General features: G+C 43.6%; 18 protein-coding genes. 17 read left to right on the top strand and 1 reads right to left on the bottom strand.

From position 1 onward, the window contains the following. The first annotated feature begins 14 nt into the window (after positions 1–14). The 16 genes from G590_RS0115475 to G590_RS0115400 all read left to right on the top strand — a co-directional run bounded on the left by G590_RS0115475 (position 15) and on the right by G590_RS0115400 (position 17,437). The gene (locus tag G590_RS0115475) at positions 15–797 is read left to right on the top strand and encodes a hypothetical protein (protein ID WP_022766567.1); all 783 of its coding nucleotides are present in this window, start codon (positions 15–17) and stop codon (positions 795–797) included. A 33-nt stretch (positions 798–830) separates the two neighbouring features. After that, positions 831–1,775 carry a glycosyltransferase family 2 protein gene (locus G590_RS0115470; RefSeq protein ID WP_022766566.1) on the top strand — a complete coding sequence of 315 codons (945 nt, stop codon included), beginning with the start codon at positions 831–833 and terminating at the stop codon, positions 1,773–1,775. Beyond that, entirely contained in the window at positions 1,772–2,866 is a 1,095-nt protein-coding gene (locus tag G590_RS0115465) for a DegT/DnrJ/EryC1/StrS family aminotransferase (protein ID WP_022766565.1), read from the top strand. Before G590_RS0115470 ends, G590_RS0115465 begins: the two co-directional genes overlap by 4 nt. 16 nt (positions 2,867–2,882) lie before the next feature. Next, positions 2,883–3,287, top strand: a complete 405-nt coding sequence (locus tag G590_RS19860; RefSeq protein ID WP_022766564.1) for a sugar 3,4-ketoisomerase — start codon at positions 2,883–2,885, stop codon at positions 3,285–3,287. After that, a complete protein-coding gene (locus G590_RS0115455; RefSeq protein ID WP_022766563.1) occupies positions 3,280–4,629 on the top strand; it encodes an NDP-hexose 2,3-dehydratase family protein in 1,350 nt (449 codons plus the stop codon). The genes G590_RS19860 and G590_RS0115455 overlap by 8 nt, the downstream gene beginning before the upstream one ends. Before the next feature lies 1 nt (position 4,630). Then, positions 4,631–5,656: a Gfo/Idh/MocA family protein gene (locus G590_RS0115450; RefSeq protein ID WP_022766562.1), complete on the top strand. Its 1,026-nt coding sequence runs from the start codon at positions 4,631–4,633 to the stop codon at positions 5,654–5,656. Then, positions 5,656–7,122 carry a hypothetical protein gene (locus G590_RS0115445; protein ID WP_155828783.1) on the top strand — a complete coding sequence of 489 codons (1,467 nt, stop codon included), beginning with the start codon at positions 5,656–5,658 and terminating at the stop codon, positions 7,120–7,122. Before G590_RS0115450 ends, G590_RS0115445 begins: the two co-directional genes overlap by 1 nt. 102 nt (positions 7,123–7,224) lie before the next feature. Beyond that, positions 7,225–8,595, top strand: a complete 1,371-nt coding sequence (locus G590_RS0115440) for an MBOAT family O-acyltransferase (protein WP_196802506.1) — start codon at positions 7,225–7,227, stop codon at positions 8,593–8,595. Between the two features lie 19 nt (positions 8,596–8,614). Next, positions 8,615–9,748: a hypothetical protein gene (locus G590_RS0115435; RefSeq protein ID WP_051142170.1), complete on the top strand. Its 1,134-nt coding sequence runs from the start codon at positions 8,615–8,617 to the stop codon at positions 9,746–9,748. A gap of 5 nt (positions 9,749–9,753) precedes the next feature. Next, positions 9,754–11,268, top strand: a complete 1,515-nt coding sequence (locus G590_RS0115430; protein ID WP_155828782.1) for a hypothetical protein — start codon at positions 9,754–9,756, stop codon at positions 11,266–11,268. Between the two features lie 77 nt (positions 11,269–11,345). Then, on the top strand, positions 11,346–12,314 hold the full coding sequence (locus G590_RS0115425; RefSeq protein ID WP_022766557.1) for an SGNH/GDSL hydrolase family protein: 969 nt from the start codon (positions 11,346–11,348) through the stop codon (positions 12,312–12,314). An 8-nt stretch (positions 12,315–12,322) separates the two neighbouring features. Further along, complete coding sequence (locus G590_RS0115420; protein ID WP_022766556.1) at positions 12,323–12,682, top strand: transporter; 360 nt, start codon at positions 12,323–12,325, stop codon at positions 12,680–12,682. Further along, positions 12,675–13,019 (top strand): multidrug ABC transporter, encoded by a 345-nt coding sequence (locus G590_RS0115415; protein WP_022766555.1) that lies wholly within the window; start codon positions 12,675–12,677, stop codon positions 13,017–13,019. Before G590_RS0115420 ends, G590_RS0115415 begins: the two co-directional genes overlap by 8 nt. A gap of 5 nt (positions 13,020–13,024) precedes the next feature. Then, positions 13,025–14,677 (top strand): ribonuclease J, encoded by a 1,653-nt coding sequence (locus G590_RS0115410; protein ID WP_022766554.1) that lies wholly within the window; start codon positions 13,025–13,027, stop codon positions 14,675–14,677. Positions 14,678–14,894: 217 nt separating this feature from the next. Further along, complete coding sequence (locus G590_RS0115405) at positions 14,895–16,325, top strand: MBOAT family O-acyltransferase (protein ID WP_022766553.1); 1,431 nt, start codon at positions 14,895–14,897, stop codon at positions 16,323–16,325. A gap of 35 nt (positions 16,326–16,360) precedes the next feature. Beyond that, the gene (locus tag G590_RS0115400; RefSeq protein ID WP_022766552.1) at positions 16,361–17,437 is read left to right on the top strand and encodes a hypothetical protein; all 1,077 of its coding nucleotides are present in this window, start codon (positions 16,361–16,363) and stop codon (positions 17,435–17,437) included. Positions 17,438–17,526: 89 nt separating this feature from the next. Here the strand turns inward: G590_RS0115400 and G590_RS0115395 are convergent, their stop codons facing one another. After that, entirely contained in the window at positions 17,527–18,177 is a 651-nt protein-coding gene (locus tag G590_RS0115395) for a hypothetical protein (protein ID WP_022766551.1), read from the bottom strand. 249 nt (positions 18,178–18,426) lie between these two features. Here G590_RS0115395 and G590_RS0115390 point away from each other — a divergent pair, with 249 nt between their 5' ends. Then, the gene (locus tag G590_RS0115390) at positions 18,427–20,229 is read left to right on the top strand and encodes a DUF6020 family protein (protein WP_022766550.1); all 1,803 of its coding nucleotides are present in this window, start codon (positions 18,427–18,429) and stop codon (positions 20,227–20,229) included. Positions 20,230–20,342 lie beyond the last annotated feature (113 nt).

Genomic DNA, 20,342 nt, shown 5'->3' with positions numbered 1-20,342 from the left:
TAACGGAGTGATTTATGTACGGAATATTTATGGAATGCTGGGTTTCCTTAAAGCTCTTTTTCGGAAATCCGCTACTGGCAATCCTTCTGGTGGCATCAGCGCTTTATATTGTCATCTGTGAGAAGGATTGGAAAAAGAAAATACTTATTGGGATTCTGCCACTTGTTATTCTGGCGGGATTTCTTTTCCCTGTTACCAAGATGGTCTATGTTGCCATGTTTGACGAGGGGACTGATACATATTACCGTGTGCTGTGGCTGGTGCCCATGTATATGACTATTGGTTATGCGCTTTGCAGGCTTGTGACAGGATTTGGAAGGAAGCTCTGGCAGAGAGTGGCTCTTGTTGTAGCACTGGCCGTAGTGGTCCTCAGCGGATCACTTGTTTATGTGAATCAGTACATGTCAAAGGCTGAGAACCTCTATCACATTCCGCAGAGTGTCATAGATGTATGTGATGTCATCATTCCGGCAGACGGAGAGGCCCGTGTAAGAGCTGTGTTCCCATCTGAGATGGTACACTTTGTGCGTCAGTACAGTACTAAGATACTTATGCCCTATGGCCGTGAGATGATCGTGACCCAATGGGATTACTACAATGAGGTATATGAGGCCTATGAGAAGGCTGAAGTTATAGATGCTGAGGAGCTTCTGGATGCGACCAGGAAGACCAACTGCAGATATATAATCCTGGCAAGTGACAGGAAGATCAACAAGAATCTTGCCACGCTCGGTCTTAAGCTTATCAAGACGGTGGATAATTACAATATTTACGAGGATCCGGAAGTTACAGGATGATCTTGGAATAGTTACTAGTTGGAGGCTTTGATTTTGAGTAAGATTTCTATAGTAGTACCGGTTTATTACAACTCAGATACCCTTGAGCTTTTGTATCAGGACATGAAGAAAAAGATACTGGGGAAGATCGGAGATTACGAGATTGTATTTGTTGATGACGGCTCCGAGGACAACTCCTGGGAGGTCATGAACAAGATAAAAGCCATGGATGAGAATGTCGTCTGTGTAAGACTCTCCAAGAACTTTGGTGAGCACGCAGCTCTTTTGGCAGGACTCTCTGTGTGTACAGGTGACTGTGCAGTGACCAAGCAGGCAGATCTTCAGGAGGATTCAAATCTTATCCTTGAGATGTACGAGAGCTGGAAGAGAGGCAACAAGGTGGTTCTTGCCATCAGAGAATCAAGGGATGAGAATCCTGTTAAAAAGTTCTTTGCAGGCTGCTATTACTGGCTGGTTCGTAAGACCATCAACAAGGATATGCCGCAGGGCGGTTGTGACTGCTACCTGGTAGACAGGCAGGTGATCAAAGTCCTTGAGCTGATGGATGAAAAGAACTCTTCCCTCACTCTTCAGGTCATGTGGGTAGGCTTTAAGACCGAGAAGATTTATTATCACAGGCTTGACAGGGAGGTCGGTAAGTCCAGATGGACTCTGCGCAAGAAGCTTAAGCTTGTTGTTGATTCCATGATGAGCTTTACTGCGTTTCCGATACATTTTATTGCAACCCTTGGAGTGCTGTTTGCGATAGGATCCATAATTGGGATCATCATGGTTATCTGGGAGAAGCTTACAGTGGGTACACCGATACTGGGTTATGCATCGATCATGTGCGTTGTTCTTTTCGGCTTTGGATTGATGTTCATAACGCTTGCTGTCCTGGGAGAATATATATGGAGGACCCTGGCTGAGTCCAGAAGACGTCCGCCGTTTATCATTGATACAGTGGTTAGAAATGACATGAGTGAGGTAGATAAATGATTCCTGTAAATGAACTTATAAGAGGATACAATCTTTACAAAGATGAATATGAAGCGAAGGCTATAGAGGTGCTTCGAAGCGGATGGTATGTCCTTGGCAAGGAAGTGGATTCTTTTGAAAAAGAATTCGCGGCTGCACTTGGCGATGACTGCTATTGTGCTGGCGTTGACAACGGACTTAACGCTATAAGGCTCGGACTTGAGGCAGCAGGCATTAAGGAAGGCGATGAGATCATCGTTCAGGCAAACGGCTACATAGCAACTATGCTCGGTATCATTCAGGCAGGCGGTAAGCCTGTGTTCGTTGAGCCCGACGAGTATTTTCAGCTGGATGCCGACAGGATTGAGGCTGCTATTACAGACAAGACAAGAGGTGTTTGTCTGACACATCTTTACGGACAGTGCACCAGAATGGACAAGGTACTGGAAATATGTAAACGCAACAACCTGATGCTGTTTGAGGACTGTGCTCAGTCTCACTTTGCTTCATACAAAGGAAATAACTCAGGACTCTTCGGAGATGTTGGTTTCTTCAGCTTCTATCCCACAAAAAATCTTGGCGGATATGGAGATGGTGGCGGAGTTGTTTCAAGAAACAAGGAGATCATCGACAAGGTCAAGGTCCTCAGAAACTACGGTAGTGACGTGAGATACCACAATATCGAGATTGGTGTTAATTCAAGACTTGATGAGATGCAGGCAGGATTCCTCAGGATTAAGCTCAAACATATGCCGGAGCTTATTGCCAACAGAAATCATATCGCTGACAGATATTTGAAGGGAATTACCAATCCCAATGTTACACTTCCCAAGATCGCAGAGGGATGTAATCACATCTGGTATCAGTTCATTATCAGAGTAGATGACCAGGCAGAATTCAGAGAGTTTCTTAAGGAGAATGGTGTTAATACTGATATTTCCTGGAAGGTACCGCCTTATCTTCAGCCTTGCATGGTTGATAAGTATGGTTACAAGAGAGGCATGTTCCCGATTACAGAGGCAATCTGCGACTCAATCGTTACTCTTCCTATGATGGATGTTATGAGTGAAGAAGAGATTGATAAGGTAATAGATACCATTAACAAATATTGATAGACGGAGTTTGATCATGGAAGGATGCAAGATTATTGATATAAACAGTGTTACTGAACCTGATGGAACACTGTATGTTACTGAAGTAGACAACAGAGTCCCCTTTGATATCAAGAGGGTGTTCTGGGTAAGGGATGTAGCTGAGGGTGCTACGAGAGGTAACCATGCAACCAAGAAGACAAGGCTTATACTGATCCCTGTAGCCGGCTCCTGCGAGGTTGTGGTGGACAACGGAACATCTCAGGAGGTCTTCAAAATGGATACTCCTTCGAAAGGTCTTTTCATAGAAAAGATGCTCTGGAGGCAGATGAGAAATTTCAGCCCTGACTGTGTAATGATGGCACTCTGCGACAGACCCTTTGAACCCGGCAATGAAACCTACGACGACTACGAGGAATACAAAAAGGCATTAAATGACTAAGGCGGATATTTCTGAGAAAAATGAATATTCCAAACACACGCTGGATGAAATACTGAGCTGGATTGATTCCATCAAGGACAGTACCAGGGTCAGGCTTGATAAGATTTGCCTTCAGGACTGCACTCCATGGTTCTACGATGATGAATCCGGAGAGATAAGAAATAAGGACAGATCATTCTTTCAGATATCCGGAATTGAGATGGCAGGTGACGGGGAAACTCTGCAGCAACCTATCATCATTCAGAACGAGATCGGTTTTTTAGGCATTATTGCCTGCAAGATTGGCGGTGTCTGGCATTATCTGATGCAGGCCAAGATTGAACCCGGCAATGTAAATGTGGTACAGGTATCTCCTACTATTCAGGCTACCAAGTCTAATTTTGAGGCCAGGCACGGCGGAAGAGTGCCGGATTATCTGCCATATTTCATGAACATGAAGCCTGAATCTATTCTGGTGGATCAGATTCAGTCGGAGCAGTCATCAAGGTTTCTGGGTAAGAGAAATCGAAATGTCATCATCATGTCTGATGAAGAGCTAGAGGAAAAGAAGAATTTCAGATGGCTCACATTATCCCAGATAAAGGCGCTGATGCACTATGACAATCTGGTCAACATGGATACCAGGACTGTGATCTCCTGTATCCCGTTTGTGCTTCTTGAAGATGAGAAGGATCTTCCGTTTGCGCAGAATCTTGCGTACAAGAGCTCTGTTACCGAGCTTAACAGAAAGACTATAATCAGTCTCTACAACGCCATGAACAACTACAAGATGTTTACACAGAACAGGGTAAGACTTCTTCCGCTTAGAGACCTTGAGAGGTGGGAGATAAGGGATAACGGCGTGTTTCCTATTGATGATTACGCCTTTGAAGTTATCTACTGCAATGTAATGATAGAGGGGCGTGAAGTTACCAGCTGGAATCAGCCTCTTATCGCATCACGCGGAATGGGCACTATTGGGCTCATCTGCTGCAATTTTGACGGAATGGTCAAGTTCCTTGTTAAGCCTAGAGCCGAGGTGGGATGCAGGGACTTTATTGAGATAGGACCTACCATTCAGCAGGATCACTTGGGGACCGCGGATGATGAGGTCACAAGGCTTTTCTGGAATAAGCTTAATGCCGGAGAGGGTATACTCACCGATGCCATTTTGTCGGAAGAGGGTGGACGTTTCTATCAGGAACAGAACAGGAATGTCATTATTGAGATTTCTAAGGATGAGCTTAAGGAGCTGCCTGCCGGTTATGTATGGAGTGACTATGGCACACTGAATATCATGATGCAGATCAACAACGTTCTCAATATTCAGCTGAGAAATATGCTTTCGTTTTTGGAGATTTAACATGATGAGGATTGGAGTACTAGGAACAGCAAATATTGCATTCAGGAGAATGATTCCGGCTATTCTTAAGAACGATAAGCTGGAGTTTGTTGGTGTCGCTGTTGCAGCGCCGTCTGAGTGGACTGAACCGGTTGATGATGATGAGGCTTTTAAGGCTGCTAAGCTCGAGAAAGCTGCCACATTTACAGAGAAGTTTGGCGGGAAAGTCTATGAGGGCTATGAGGAGCTTCTTAAGGATGATTCGGTGGATGCAGTCTATATTCCGCTTCCGCCGTCTCTTCATGATAAGTGGAGCAGGAAAGCGCTGAGCTATGGCAAGCATATTCTTGTGGAGAAGCCATTTACTCTCAGTGCTGATACAACAGGTGAAATTGCAGATATTGCTCTTGCCAACGATTTAGCTTTCTATGAAAACTACGGGTTTGTAATTCATCCCCAGTTTACCACTATGAAGAAAATTCTTCAGGATGGGAGAATAGGTGATTTCAGGCTGATGAGAGCCATGTTTTCTTTCCCCTTCAGGACGGCTGATGATTTCAGATACAACAAAGAGTATGGCGGAGGAGCGCTTCTGGATTGCGGGGGCTATGTGATCAGGGCTGCCGAGGCCGTGCTCGATAATGAGCTGTTCTTGCAGAGGGCAGTTCTTCATGACAGTGATACTTACGGTGTGGACATTTACGGAGATGCGACCTTTGAGACTGCAGATGGCAGAACTGCGCAGCTTTCCTTTGGAATGGACAACAACTATAAATGTGAGATTGAGATCTTCGGATCTACCGGTATGATTAGTTCATCAAGAGCCTTTACTGCTCCTGATGATTTTAAGGTGGTCCTTTCGCTTGTTGAAAAAGGAACGGCAAGTTCTATTGAGATAGAGCCCTTTGATCAGTTTGGGGCGATTCTTGACAGGTTTATTTATCTTGTTGAAAACAAAGATGCTAGGGCTGAAGCTAAAAGTGAGCTTGTAAGACATGCGTCTTTGGTAGACGAAGTTATGAATAAAGCTAAGAGAGTAAAATGCTGATGAAGAATATTTTTAAGAAAACCTATGTTGAAGACCGGAAGCTGTTTATATTTGCGACGATAATTACACTCATCGGTGCTTTTTTCTTTTTCTGGTCTTTCAATTATATCGATGGCCAGACAATCACAGCATGGTCTGTCAACAACTGGGATCTGCTGGTTGAGGGAAGATGGCAGGATTTTTATCTGGACAAGGCCATGAACACGAGAGGGGCAGCGCCTATACACTCTGATATGACACAGGAAGGTATGACGTCACCCTTTATGTATATCCTGCAGTCAATATGGTGTCTGCCACTTTGGCTTACTCATTATTTTAATGGAAATATGAATGTCGGAACTATAGGCTGTGTATATTGGTACAAAGCTCTTTTGTTCCTGACGATCGTACTGATGGCATACTTCTGCTATCGAATTACAAAGCGTGTCTCGGGAAGTGATTACAATGGTGTGCTGGCAGGCTTTATTGTTCTGGCATCATCTGAAGTGATGCTGAGCGCCGGATATTCCGGGCAGGATGAAGTTATCTATCTGTGTGCAATGGTATTGGCTCTTGATTTCCTGCTCAGGGATAAGATGATGGCTTTTGTTCTTCTGTCGATGTATGCAGTGACTCTTTGCCCGATGATAATCATTGCGATACTGCCAATGCTACTTATTAAGCAGAAGAACGTACTGAGAGTTTTGGCTGATGCTGTAGTCATGTTTATTCCTACGCTTCTCTGGGCGGTGGTTTCTTCGGGATTTGAACAGAAATCGACATCAAGCACTATGAATGATCAGCTTGCAAGGACTTTTGATTATATTCAGATTCCGATCATAAGCGGTAAGGCATCGCTCATGGTTATAGTGTTTGTGGTAGTTTGCTTCCTGTCCTATGTTACTAAGCCGGATATGGATGACAAGAGGATGATCTGGATATCATCACTTATGATGGTTTACATGAGCTTCTTTAATGATAACCTGTTCTACAGATCGCTTTTGTATGTTCCGTTTGTTGCGATTCTGATGTGCTGTAATGCCGGTGGCGCAAAGGCAGGAACTAATGCCGGTAGTGGCGCTGATACAACGCTTGATATGAAGCTGCTGCTGATGACGGTGCTGTCGTACCTCAGGTTCTTTGCACTGGGAATTGATTCTCCAATGCATATGAATACAAGGTATACACAGGATAACAAGGCTATTGTGGCGCTGTGCAAGGCGTTTGGCTCTGACAAGTATCAGCAGTCAGATCCGCTCGTTACCAAGATTATTGAGAAGGCACCATCCCTGCATGACCTTGCGTCTGCTATAAATGGAGTCTGCGTAGCAGCTGTTCTGCTGCTCTTGTGGATCACGTTCTCTGAGGAGAATGAGAAGCGCATTGCAGGGGCTACTAAGATCCTTGACAGAAGAGTTCTTATCGTGCTGTACGGATTGTGCGTTCCGATTTATATTGTGCTGTTTTATGCGGTGATATTGTATTGATTTTGGGTGGAGAGAAAAGGTACGTAGATGCTTTTTAATTCATACATTTTCATTTTAGTTTTTTTGCCGGTTTTCTTGATTGCTTTTTATAAGCTCAGGGAAATGGCTAATAGTGATTCGAAGTACAGGGATGCATGCAAGTGGCTTATTGTCGTTGCATCTCTGGTTTTTTATGCCCCTTTTGGGGTGAGGAATCTGCTGGTGCTAGTTGGAAGTATTGTGGTTAATGCGGTGCTGGCGAAGGTCCGTGTTAGTCAATGGGCTGCAGTGATAATAAACTTAGTGGCGTTGCTGTTTTTTAAATTCAATGGTGTGTTCTTCCCGATAGCAGTTAGTTTCTACACCTTCAATCAGATTTCATATCAGGTTGACTTGAATAGAGGAGAGATTAAAGAGTTTAAGCTTGCAGATTATCTGGCTTATATCCTGTTTTTCCCTAAGCTTCTTCAGGGACCGCTTATGGGATATGGAGAATTTACAAAGTGCATTGAGAATGCAATCGGCATAACCGGTGAGCAGCATGATGGAAATGTAAAAAAGAACTCTTGTAGTGTTGACTGGGAAATGATAATGCGGGCTCTATTCTTATTATCCATGGGACTGTTCAAGAAAGTAATCCTTGCGGATACATTTGGACAGGCAGTGAATTTTGGATATGAGAATGTGGCAGGACTTGGAAGTCTGGAAGCTATACTTGTGGCAGTTTTCTACTCGTTCCAGCTTTACTTTGATTTTAGCGGATACTGCGACATGGCATCTGCAGTATGCATGATGATGGGATTTGAGCTGCCGATGAACTTTAATTCTCCGTACAAGGCAGTGAATATCATTGATTTCTGGAAGAGATGGCACATAACGCTGACTAAGTTTTTTACCAAGTATGTCTATATACCGCTCGGTGGAAATCGCAAGGGCACTGCAAGATTGTATCTTAACCTCATGATCGTATTTCTGCTTAGCGGATTGTGGCATGGTAATGGCCTTAATTTTATAGTCTGGGGTGCGATGCATGGCGTTTTATATGTGATAACAAGAGCTGTAACAGGAGATAAGGCAAAACGACAGAGCAGCATTCTGAAACCTTTTAAAGTTCTTTTCACATTCATTTATGTAACTCTCGCCTGGGTGTTCTTCAGAGCAGCAACTATCTCTGATGCAATAACCCTGATCATGCGTATGTTTATAGGCGGACACAGGAGGATCAATACTCACCTTTCATCCTGCTTCCAGCTTGATGAGATCTGGTACGTGATCAAGGTTACACCGATTATGAAACTGAACTTTGCATGGGATATATGCCTGTGGCTCTTTATAATCGTCTCAGTGGTGATGATATTCTTCATGCAAAATGCGTATACTATCGCAGGTAAAGCCAAGATTGGCGTAAGAACAACTATTGTTACTGCAGTACTTTTGGTATGGTGCATACTGAGCTTTGCAGGAGTAAGTACATTCCTGTATATGAACTTCTGATTTGTATTGGATTATTGATATGGAAACAGATAAGGCAACCGTGATAAAAAGCGATGAACTAAATATGACAAAAGATAAAAGTAATGGGCATTATCGCAAGCTGTTCATTGCTCTTATAGCAATGGTTTTAGCCATGCTCCTATTGGTGTCAGCCCTGGTTATCTATGTGGACCCGTTCTTCCACTACCATACACCACTTGATGGCTTTCCTTACGTTGTAGACAATCAGCTTTCTCAGAATCCCGGAATGGCGCAGAACATGGACTATAACGGATGCATTATCGGATCATCCATGACTGTCAACTTTGACACGGATGATTTTAAGGAGCTTCTTGGTTATGATACTGCCAAGCTAAGCTACAGTGGCGCTTACCCGAGGGATGATTACAATATTCTCTCAATTGTCTTTGATGAGAACAACCACGCGAGGCAGACGCAGCCCATGGGTGCTGTGTTCTTTGCCATGGATATTCCGACAATTACAGCAGATACCATGGAGACTAAGTATCCGCTTCCTGAGTATCTCTACGACAACAATGTCTTCAACGATGTGAACTATGTCCTGAACAAAGACGTGTTGTTCCAGTATATCCTGCGACCGGTGATACAGGGCAAGGGCTCTGACCTGTCAGAGATATATGCAAGCTGGTGGACTCCTGAGTTTTACAACATTGAGTATGTTATGCGAACCTATGAAGAACCTGAGAAGTCGGATCAGGTTATAACTGTGGAGGATGTTATTCCCACAACAAGTGCAAACCTTGAGGAAAATATACTTCCGTTTGTACGTGAGAATCCTGACACTCAGTTCTATTTCTTTTTCCCGCCCTATAGCATTCTGTACTGGCACAATCTGCAGCAGGAGAATTTCTATGAGGCAGCCTTTGCTCAGTATCAGTACGTGGCGGACGAGCTTCTTAAGTATGATAATGTTCATCTGTTTTACTTCCAGAATATTGATGAAGTAACAGACCTGAACAATTACGCTGATTATTCACACTACAAGCCTGAAATCAACAGATACATGGTAGAATGTTTCGCAGACGGTACTCATCAGATTCACAGCTCTGAGCAGATGGCAGAGGAACTGGATAGGATGAGACAGATTGTAGAAAACTTTGATTTTGAAGAGTTGCTTACAAAGGATTGGTGATGAAAATGAAGAACATGAATAAAATCCTTTATAGTGCACTTGTGATAGCGATGCTGGCTGCCATAGTCTGGGTAATATTTGTTTATGCCGATGCCAATATGAAGCATTACAATGCCCATATGGAAGCAGACATTGCATCTGAGACAATACTTGCTGATGAACTGTTCAATAATCATCATGTGCAGCCTGATACCTGGAATATGTCTACTGCCAGGAGGATCATTGCTGCTCCGATGCTGGCATCATTTTTATATCCTGTTACAGGCTACAACATGGTTCCCGCTATGGGACTTGCTTGCACTCTTATGATGCTTATGATGATCGCGTCCATGCTGTTTTTTGGAAGACAGATCGGATTTGGGCTTCTTGAAAATCTTGTTGCAGTTCTTTTGGTGTTGGTGCTTTCATCGCCCGCAGATGAGACTCAGAGAATGCTGTTCTTATATGCGTCATATTATGTAGGTCACTTTATTTCAATGTTCGTGGTGCTGGGCTTATACGCCGGGGCACTTAAGGCAAACAAAGTGACAATACTCACATTCATCATTACGATTCCGCTTGCAATAGTTAATGGAATTCAAGGGACACACGCCAGCATGTTTTTCTATTTGCCGCTCCTTGGAGTTGAGATAATAAGGCGACTTATCAGTGTTATAAAGAAACAGAAGGCTAATAACGTAATCACTGTTTGGGTATTTATTATCGCAGTAATATCCTACGTCTTCAGCAAGATATTTGAATTCGGAGTTACCAGTGGAGTTTCCAGAAACATAAGGCATGCACCCGAGAAGTTTATCGGAGAAGTACTTCCGTCATTTATCAGTGTCCTGGGATATAACAGATGGGAGATTGTGGTTATCCTGTTGGTAATTACAGCTGTGGCCGGATTTGTCATCGCATTTAAAAAGTCTGTTTCCGACAAGGGAATGCTTGCAGTATTTCCTATGATACTCGGCATTGTTGTAGTTCTTTTATCCGGGACCTTTACAACAGTAGAGCTGGCTCCGAGGTATTTTGTTCTGTTGGTGTTTGTAGTGGCATATGGAGTTGCTGCAATGGTGAAATATGCACCAAATCCGGCAATTGCCGTTTCTGTGGTTGTTCTTGCATATGCTGCAAACTCTGCTGTGGCCTTTTATGATGGACTGATCCGAAGCGACAGTTCCGCAGACTCTGAGTATGTGCAGATTACGGATTGGATGAAGGAGTCCGGCTACGAGTATGGATATTCTACCTTTGATCATTCCAATCCCATGACTGTTATGAGTTATGGAGAAGTGAAGGTGCGCCCGGTGGAGTCTTTTAGTACAATGCATGGTCTTAAGTGGCTCTCAGACTCAAGATGGTATCCGCCTTACAAAGACAGCGGCAGTGCTACATGCTATGTGGTTTCCCATGCCCGAACGGAAGAGTTTGGTGAGTTCCTGGCTGCTGAGAAGCCTGTCATTATTGATGAAAAAGAGTTTTCGAATTTTACTGTCTATGTGACAGACCGTGATTATTCTGTTTGGGTCGATTAATGGTGGCCTGAATACAAAATATGATAAAATAGACGATAGCTTTATTTTTTAATATAAAAACAACAAGGAAGACAGTCATGAGTAAAACTAATAAAACCAATGAAAATCAGGGGATTCCCAAGTGGGCATTCGGAGCTGTGTTTGCGGTTATACTGGCAGTTATAGTTTTTTCTGTGGTTAAGCTGTGGATCTGGAATCAGGGAACTGCAGAGACCGAGGGCGTTGTAGAAGGCGACTTCTCCGTAGAGGTTATGGACCAGATATTCCTTCTGCCTGAGGACAAAAAAGCCATGCACGAAGACGATGGCAAGGAGACAATTCTTTTCCTGGGTAACGATATCCTCACATATTACAGCGATGAGAACGGAGTTGTGGAGAAGATTGGAAGTAAGCTCGGTGCAAACTGCATAAACGCCGGTTTTCCGTCATCAACAATTGCACTTAAGAACGCACAGTACAGTGATGACTATCCGCTTGATGCCTTCAGCTTCTATAACGTAGCCAAGTCCATATCTGAGGGGGATTTTTCGCAGATGTGCGATGTTGCCAGAAGCTCTTTTACCGATTCAAATTATTATACGCATGCGGATGCACTGCAGGCTCTTGATATGAATACCATAGATACACTGGTTATCTTCTATGATGCTCAGGACTATATCGGTATGCGTATCGGAATGAATCCGGACAACGACTCTGATCCTATTACCTACAGCGGAGCTCTGAACGCAGGAATTAAGATGATCCAGGAGAAATACCCGTTCATCAGGATTGTCTGCATGTCTTTCCCTATGTGCTATGCCTATGACTCAAACGGATCACTGGTAAATGGCGATATGTACGACTTCGGAAACGGAAGGCTTACAACTTACCTGCAGTTTATGATAGATGTTTCAGGTGCGACCGGAGTGTCTTTTGTTGATAATTATTACGGAACCATTCATGAGGACAACAGTTCTGAGTGGCTTCTTGACAATATTCATGTAAATGCAGCCTGCAATGAACATATGGCTGATCACTTTGTTTCGGCAATCTATGGTGAGGAGTAATCCGGTTTATGGGGAAGAGGGTTAAGCTGATCGATCTGGTCATGCTTGAGGTGTCTGTGGTGGTTTATTCACTGTCCACAGTGGCAGCCAACATGGCATCCAAGCAGGAGTTTTTAAGTCTAAAATACATCATGTTCTTTGGGTTGGATTTCTGTATCCTTGGTGTTTATGCTATTTTGTGGCAGCAGGTTATCAAGAAATTTCAGCTCTCTATTGCCTACGCCAATAAGTCAATAACGCTGCTGTGGTCGATGCTGTGGAACTTTCTTATATTTTCCCAGGGTATTACTCCCGGTAAGGTCGCAGGTGTATTGCTTGTAATGGCAGGCGTTATTGTGATGAATATGGGGGAGGGCCAAAATGTTTAATGTGTTCTTTCTCATTATGATCTTCGGAGAACTTCTGGCTTCTGTATCTCAGGTTCTTCTTAAAAAGAGTTCGCAAAAAGAGTACCCCAGTTTTATCAGGGAATATCTGAATGTCCTGGTAATCGGCGGGTATGGTCTACTTGTGCTGTCTATGATCGTGGGCATCTTCTGCTACAAAGGCCTTGGCTATATGGGCGTCGTGGTAATGGAGCCTATTGCTTATATCATGGTCATGTTTTTCTCAAGGATATTTTTTAAAGAAAAGATCACTGTCAACAAGGTTATCGGAATGTGCCTTATTATCGGCGGTATAGTTGTGTTTAATCTTTTGGGGTAATTGTGATGAGCGCTGGAATCAGGATCATACCCCTTGGTGGGTTTGACAAAATCGGAATGAATATGACGCTCATTGAGAGTGCTGATGGAATAGTTGCCGTGGACTGCGGTATCTCTTTTCCTCCCAATAACATGCCCGGAATTGCCACAGCCGTTCCGGATATGACCTACCTTAGGCAGAACATGGATCGCTTTAAAGGGATCGTTTTAACCCATGGTCATCAGGACCACATAGGTGCTATTCCTTATATGGCAAAAGAGTTTCAGGTTCCGATTTACGGAACGCCGCTTACTGTTGGGCTTGTGGAAGAGAGCCTTAAGGACTTCGGTATAAAAGGAGTGAAAACAAGAGCAATCAAGCCCGGGAATACCATGGTCATCGGTGACTTCAAGGTTGAATTCATTAGGACCAATCACAGTATTCCGGATTCGGTGATGCTGGCTTTTTATACTTCCGAGGGAATAATTGTTCACACCGGAGATTTCAAGTTCGACATGTCGCCCATCATCGGCGAGCCGGCTGATATGGCAAGGCTCTCGGCCCTGGGATCGAAGGGCGTTCTTGCCGTTTTATCCGACAGTACCAATGCGATGATAAAAGATGCTTCCAAGTCCGAGAGGGATGTCTACAGACAGCTTGACTGGTTCTTTAACTACTATGAGAGTAACAGGCTGATAATCTCGACCTTTGCATCCAATATGGAGCGAATACAGCAGATTCTCGACCTTGGCAGGAAACATGGCAGAAAGGTTGCCATGGAAGGTGAAGTAATGCTGAGGGTCTTTTCCATAGCAAGAAAGCTTGGCTATATGGATATTCCGGAGGATACTATCATCGATGCTGTGGATATTAGTAATTACAGGGATGATGAGATTGTGTTCCTGACTACCGGTAATCACGGTGAGGCTGTTAAGAGTATCGCAAGTATAGCTGTCGGTGATAATCCCGAGATAAGCATTAAAAAGAATGACGTTGTGCTCTTTAGTTCCGTTGCCATTCAGGGCGATGAAGTTGAGTTTAACAAGACACTCAACATCCTTGAGGAGCAGGGTGCTGTGGTGGAGTTTCAGGATATTCATGCCACCGGACATGCATGTGAGAAGGAAATAAAACTTCTGTATACGCTGCTGAAGCCCAGGTTCGTTATTCCTGCCCACGGCGAGTACAGACTGAGGCGTGAAGCTAAGAGCATCGCGGCTTCTGTTGGTGTTGATTCTGCCAATATACTTATGGCGAGGAACGGTGACGTTATCGAGCTTACCTCAGGCAGTTGCAGAATTGTGGATAAGATTCCGCTGCGGGAGATCTTGATAGACGGCTATGAAAAAAGCTGTATTGCGGCATCGGTACTGGAAGAGAGAAGGCAGCTTTCACAGTCGGGAGTGGTGATCATTGAGATCTGCGTAAGCAAGGATACGGGAAGATATGCTTCGGGAGTTAAAATAACTTCAAGAGGTTTCATGGATCTGGCTGTCAGACCGGAGATTGAAAGCAGGCTTAATGAGGCGGTTTCTGCCGAGATGTCAAGGCTTATAAGCCAGAACGTCAGGGATAAGAGAGCTGAGAAAAATATTATCAAGGTGGCATCTGACTTCCTGCGCGATGAGACGGGAAAAGACCCAATTGTGGTTGCTATGGTTACTGAAGTGATGATATAATTTTCTTTGTCACATAGAATTTGTTGCAGTTTGCAGCTGTTATAGTCAATGCTTTTATGAAATGTATTACGTCCGCTGAATGCTTCTTTGGAGTGATACGTTTCGTGAAAAGAAATGCAGATATGTAGCAGAACATGAATCAGACATCGGGGGATGTCTTAGTTTCATGTTCTGCTTTTTTATTGCTTTAATTAGGGTTAAAAGGGGAGAACGGGGAGTGCTGCTTCAGTTTACGACAGTCGTTTTTTTGATTGTTCTTTTGTGTATATATCATATCGTTCCCGGGAGATTCAGGGGACTGATTCTTTTACCCGGCAGTGCATTATTCGTCTATTTCAATGGCGGATTATCGGCGCTGTTGGTTCTTTGTGTGATCACAGTTTTTACTTATCTTGCAGGTCTGATGGTTGGAGATGGCAGGCGCGGTGTGATGATTGCTTTCGTTGCTTTGCTTGTGGCAGTCCTTGCGGGATGGAAGTATATTCCATGGTTTATGGGAATTCAGGGAACTGAAAATGCAGTGTCAATGCCAATAGGTTTGTCGTTTTATACATTTCAGGCTATCAGCTATGTTGTGGATGTTTACACCGGAAAACTTGCGGGGCCTGAGAAAAAGCCCATCAGATTTGCTCTTTACATGATGTGGTTTCCGAAATGGATGAGCGGTCCTATCGAGCGATGCGGGGATTTCATGAAGCAGCTGGAAGAATCTGCAAGGGTCAGGCTCTTTTCCATGGAATATGTCTGCAGATTTGAAAAGGCCATGAGCTATCTGGTATGGGGGATGTTCATGAAGCTGGTGATTGCCGACAGGATTGGAATTGTGGTGGACAGCGCATTTGCGGATATTCAGGGATGCGGATTTATCACTCTGATACTGGCATCACTTCTGTACACGGTTCAGATTTACTGCGACTTTGCGGGATATACCAACAGTATGATAGGCATATCGCTCCTGCTTGGAATTAACCTTACTCAGAATTTTCTTACGCCTTATTTTGCTGAAAATACTGTGGAATTCTGGAGAAGATGGCATGTGTCACTTTCAAGCTGGCTGAGAGATTATGTATATATACCACTTGGAGGTAATAGGAAGGGAGCTGTCAGAAAGAGGATAAATACTCTCATAGTGTTCCTGGTATGCGGTATGTGGCACGGCGCGGGACTCAGCTTCATTGTATGGGGACTTTTGCATGGACTCTTTAATGTGCTGACTGATGTTGCAGGGAAGACCAGGGCTGTATTTTTGACAAAGGGCGTTTTCGGAAGAGTTTTGACTTTCTGTCTTGTGTCTTTTGCCTGGATATTCTTCAGAGCTGCGGATTTGGGGCAGGCACTTCAATTTATAGCAGGTATGATACCCGGGGTGAACAGCGCTGCGCCAATAGCAGGTCTTGCAGTTACAGATTCTGTCATGATGGGAATCTCTGTTATGGAGTGGTGGATTGCAGCAATATCTCTGGTAGTTCTGGTTGTTCTTGATGTTTATGCTTATCGCAGACAGGATATTGTTCCGGCACTTGTGGCGGATAAATGGAGGATTTCACACAGAACTGCACTTTTGACTTTCCTGGCATTTGTGATCCTGATATTTGGCAAGTATGGTTCGGGCGAGAATATCAGGAGTTTCATGTATATGCAGTTCTGATGATCTGGGGTTTTGGTTTGGGAAGGTAATGATCTATGAAGAGAGTAATAGCAATAATACTTTCATTTATAACTCTTGCTGTGGCGCTGTATGGTGCTGATTTTGTGCTCAAAGACAGGACTGATCACGGTGTCAAGCAGTGCATTGCAGTGTACAAGCAGCCAAGGGACTCGGTGGATGTTGTGGTACTTGGCTCAAGTCATGTACACTACGGAGTAAACACAGCCAAGTTATGGGAAACCTATGGTATTTCTGCATTTGACTACTCATCAGCTGAGCAGCCTTTGTGGATTTCCTATTATTATCTCAGGGAGATCTGCAAGAAGCAGCATCCGAAGGTTGTGGTCCTGGATATGTTTGCTCCGGCAGCTATTCTGGATGGCTTTAAATACACCTATGCTCATCTGGCAGAGTCTTTTAACGGATATAAGCTTTGCAGAAACAAGATTAACATGGTGGATGTGAGCCTTGATGATAAGTCGGAGCTGTGGAACAAGTACTTCCCCGGGTTTGTGGGCTATCATGACAGGTATGATCAGCTTACTAAGCAGGACTTTAAGGAACTGACTTATGACTACACAAATTTCAAGGGATTTACTCCTAACTTTGGTATGAATTCCGTACCGGCACCATCTGTGTATACTGAAGATGTCCTTCCGCCTTCTGATAAGTCTGTTGAGTATCTGCAGAAGATTGTTGACTTTACGCGGGATAATGGGATTGAGTTATATCTGACGATTGTTCCTTATCAGGTAAACCATGAGCGCGCTATGGGACTGGTGCAGGAAGAGGTTGAGAGATACAACTGGATAGAACAGTATGTGAATAGCCTAAGAGAATCCGGAGATGAGCATGTGTTCTATGACTATACACTTACACATCTTTATGATATAGGAATTGATTTTGAGGGTGGTAGCGATATATATGATGAGTCACATTTGAATTATTACGGTGCTACCAAGTTTTCTCAGTATCTGGGTTTGCATCTTCGGTATATATACGGTGAGGATATGATTCCGGATCATCGCGGTGATCCGTATTATTCTTCCTGGGATGTTCACACAGAGGAAATAAAGGCGATTGTAGAAGAAAACGGATACGAGTGGCGATAGTGCTTATGTAGTGCATGTGACATAAAACGGCCCCGGCTTTGAATTATTGGTTCTAAGCCGGGGCCGATATTATTATGTTTTTGGATAAATCAATACTTTACAAGCGCATACATTACATTTGCTGACTTTGCTTCGCCTACATTAACAGTAACTTTATTGGGATCTGTGCTTGTGTTCTCATAGCAGTCAAATGCTCCGCCGCCGTAAACAGCTACAACTGCATATTTTGCACCCTCTGAACGGAAGCCGGCAGGAACACCGATACTCAGCTCGCCCTTTGATCCGGATGTTGACTCTGTGAATTTTCCGTTTTCCATCTTGCCGTACTCTACGTTGATGCAAGGACCAACTACAGCATTGGGGCTGATAGATGCTGCTACAGTGTTAGCAACAGCTACAGCTGCTGAGCTCTTTTTCTTGTCTGTATCTGTAACCTTAACATAAGAATTCTTGTCTGAACCTGAATCTGTTGAAGGTGCCATTGCAACACCCTGTACACCTTTGGCTGTGTAGAGTCCGTTAACCTGAGACTTTGTTCCTGCAACAGTCTTGTTTGTGTTAGATGTAGCTTCAGCAACAAATGCTTCAAGCTGACGTTCTACGGCTGCCTGTCTTGCCTGCTCGGGTGTGGGATCAGACTCGCCTGAAACTGCTGCGATTGCCTTTGTGGCAGGTGTGAAAAGTAATGCTCCAATGAGACCTGCAACTACGAAATATTTTGCGCTCTTCTTAATATCCATTTTAAATGTCCTCCTTGAATTAAAAAAATGAATGTTCACAAAACGTAAACGTATTATTGCGCTAGCGGAAATGAAAAACAATAAATATAAAGCAGAATTTATACTTTTTATTGTTGTTTTATAATCTATAAATATACACAAAAATGAATAATTGACGCATAATGCGTATGCGTTGCGGGATAGGGGGATAAAATGATATGATGAATTGGCTCGTATACATAATTGTCATGATTTTTCAAAGGGGGAGATATGAAAATTGATAATAGAAAAGTTGTGCAGGGGCTTGTCGCTTTATTTGTTGTTTATGCAATAAACGCAACAGAAGTGCTGGTTATTGGGGCAGAATCTGAAAATACTATCCTGAATTTTGTAAGTAAACTTGCGTACTCTGTATCCACGATCAATATCGTGGATGTTATGACCTGGATTGGGGTGTATGCGCTGATCTCGGTTGTCTTTAAGGAAGGAAAATTTAAACTTGATATTGCAGGACTTGTTGTAGCAATCATCCTGTCCTTCCTATATATGTGGTGTTTTAGCTATAAACTGACACAGGACACATTAGGACTGTTTGCAAATTCTTACCAGATTTTGCTTACTGTTCTCAGGTTTACGGGCTATACAATTCTGTTCTATGTGGGGTATAAGGCTTTCTATGAAGGCTTGAGAAATAAGACCTTGTCTGGTAACTCCGGAAATGTGAAGCTGTTTGTTATTTCATCCCTTTTAGTGTTTGCAGGATGGATGATCTGGATTGTAATGGCTTATCCGGGCACAGTTGCCGGAGATGGAGTAACTCAGCTTGGACAGTATTACTTTAAATCTGTAGGGGCTCATCACCCACCTTTTTCAACTTGGATAATGGGAACGTCTTTTAGAATCGGGCAGGCGATTACCGGGGATGCAAGATTTGGCGTCTTCTTTTACCTGCTGGTACAGGCTGTTTGCGGAGCGCTCATCCTGGGATATTCGATATCCACAATGTATAAACTGGGCGTTAGTAAAGTGATCTGCTACATTACAGCTGTATTCTTTGGATTTACTCCTATATTCGGACTGTTCGCACAGTGGTATGAAAAGGACCTGTTCTACAGTCTGTTTACGCTTTTGTTTTTAACTAAGCTGGTGTGCATCTGCTTTGATGGAGAGGCTGTCACTGTGAGGGATTGCATAGTACTCGCAGTAGAAGGCCTGTTATGTGTATTCCTAAGAAATAACGGAATCTATGCAGTTATCCCGGCAATGATTCTCCTGATATTTGTATTGAAAGAAAAGTTGATTCGCATGGTGCTTGCCGGAAGTACTGCGGCAATAGTGGTGATCTCGCTTATCGTCAACGGGCCTGTGTTCAGAGCCATGGGAATAGAACCGACCCACGTCAAGGAAGCGCTAAGTGTTCCGATGCAGCAATCAGCAAGATATGTGATAGAGTATGGCGGCGAAGTTACAGAAGATGAGAGGGAAGCTTTAGAGCTCTTTTTCGATAACTACGAAGGCCTTCCGGAAATCTATGAGCCGTTCTGCGCAGATGATGTTAAGAATACGGTTTATGTTGAAAAAGAAAATCTTCCGCGCTACTTTGCAACCTGGTTCAAGATGGGACTAAAACACCCCGGTGTTTACTTTGATGCGTTCATGTGCCTCAACTACGGCTACCTTGCACCTACAGAACAAAATGCCGAAGCTAACGGAGATATGCCCAATGAGGACCGCGATGTGGTAATGTCTCAGCTAGGTGATATGGGAATAGACGGAACTCAGGATTTTGAAAATGTACAGATACTCAAGAACCTTATCTTCATCAACATGGTATTCCCTATACTTCGCTATCTGTCAATGCCAGGAATATACACATGGCTGATGATCGCCATAACGGCTATGATCCTGAAACATAAGAATCGCAAGGGATATGTTATCTTGATTCCAAACGTTATCAATCTGCTGGTTTGCCTTGCATCTCCGCTTTGCAACGGCATGAGATACCAGCTTCCGGTTGTGTTATCTGTACCGCTGATACTTGCGGTTACATCACTTATTTTAACTGAAGAATAATTCACGGGAGTCAATGGGGTTCTCATTGACTCCCTTTTTATGAGTCACCGGGGACGTTTCATATTGACTCTTTTTTATGGCATAGTTGCTGATAATGGTGGAAAATGGTAGAA

The sequence above is a fragment of the Butyrivibrio sp. XPD2006 genome (assembly GCF_000420865.1).
GTDB lineage: Bacteria > Bacillota > Clostridia > Lachnospirales > Lachnospiraceae > Butyrivibrio.
This window is presented reverse-complemented; position numbering and strand designations above follow the sequence as displayed.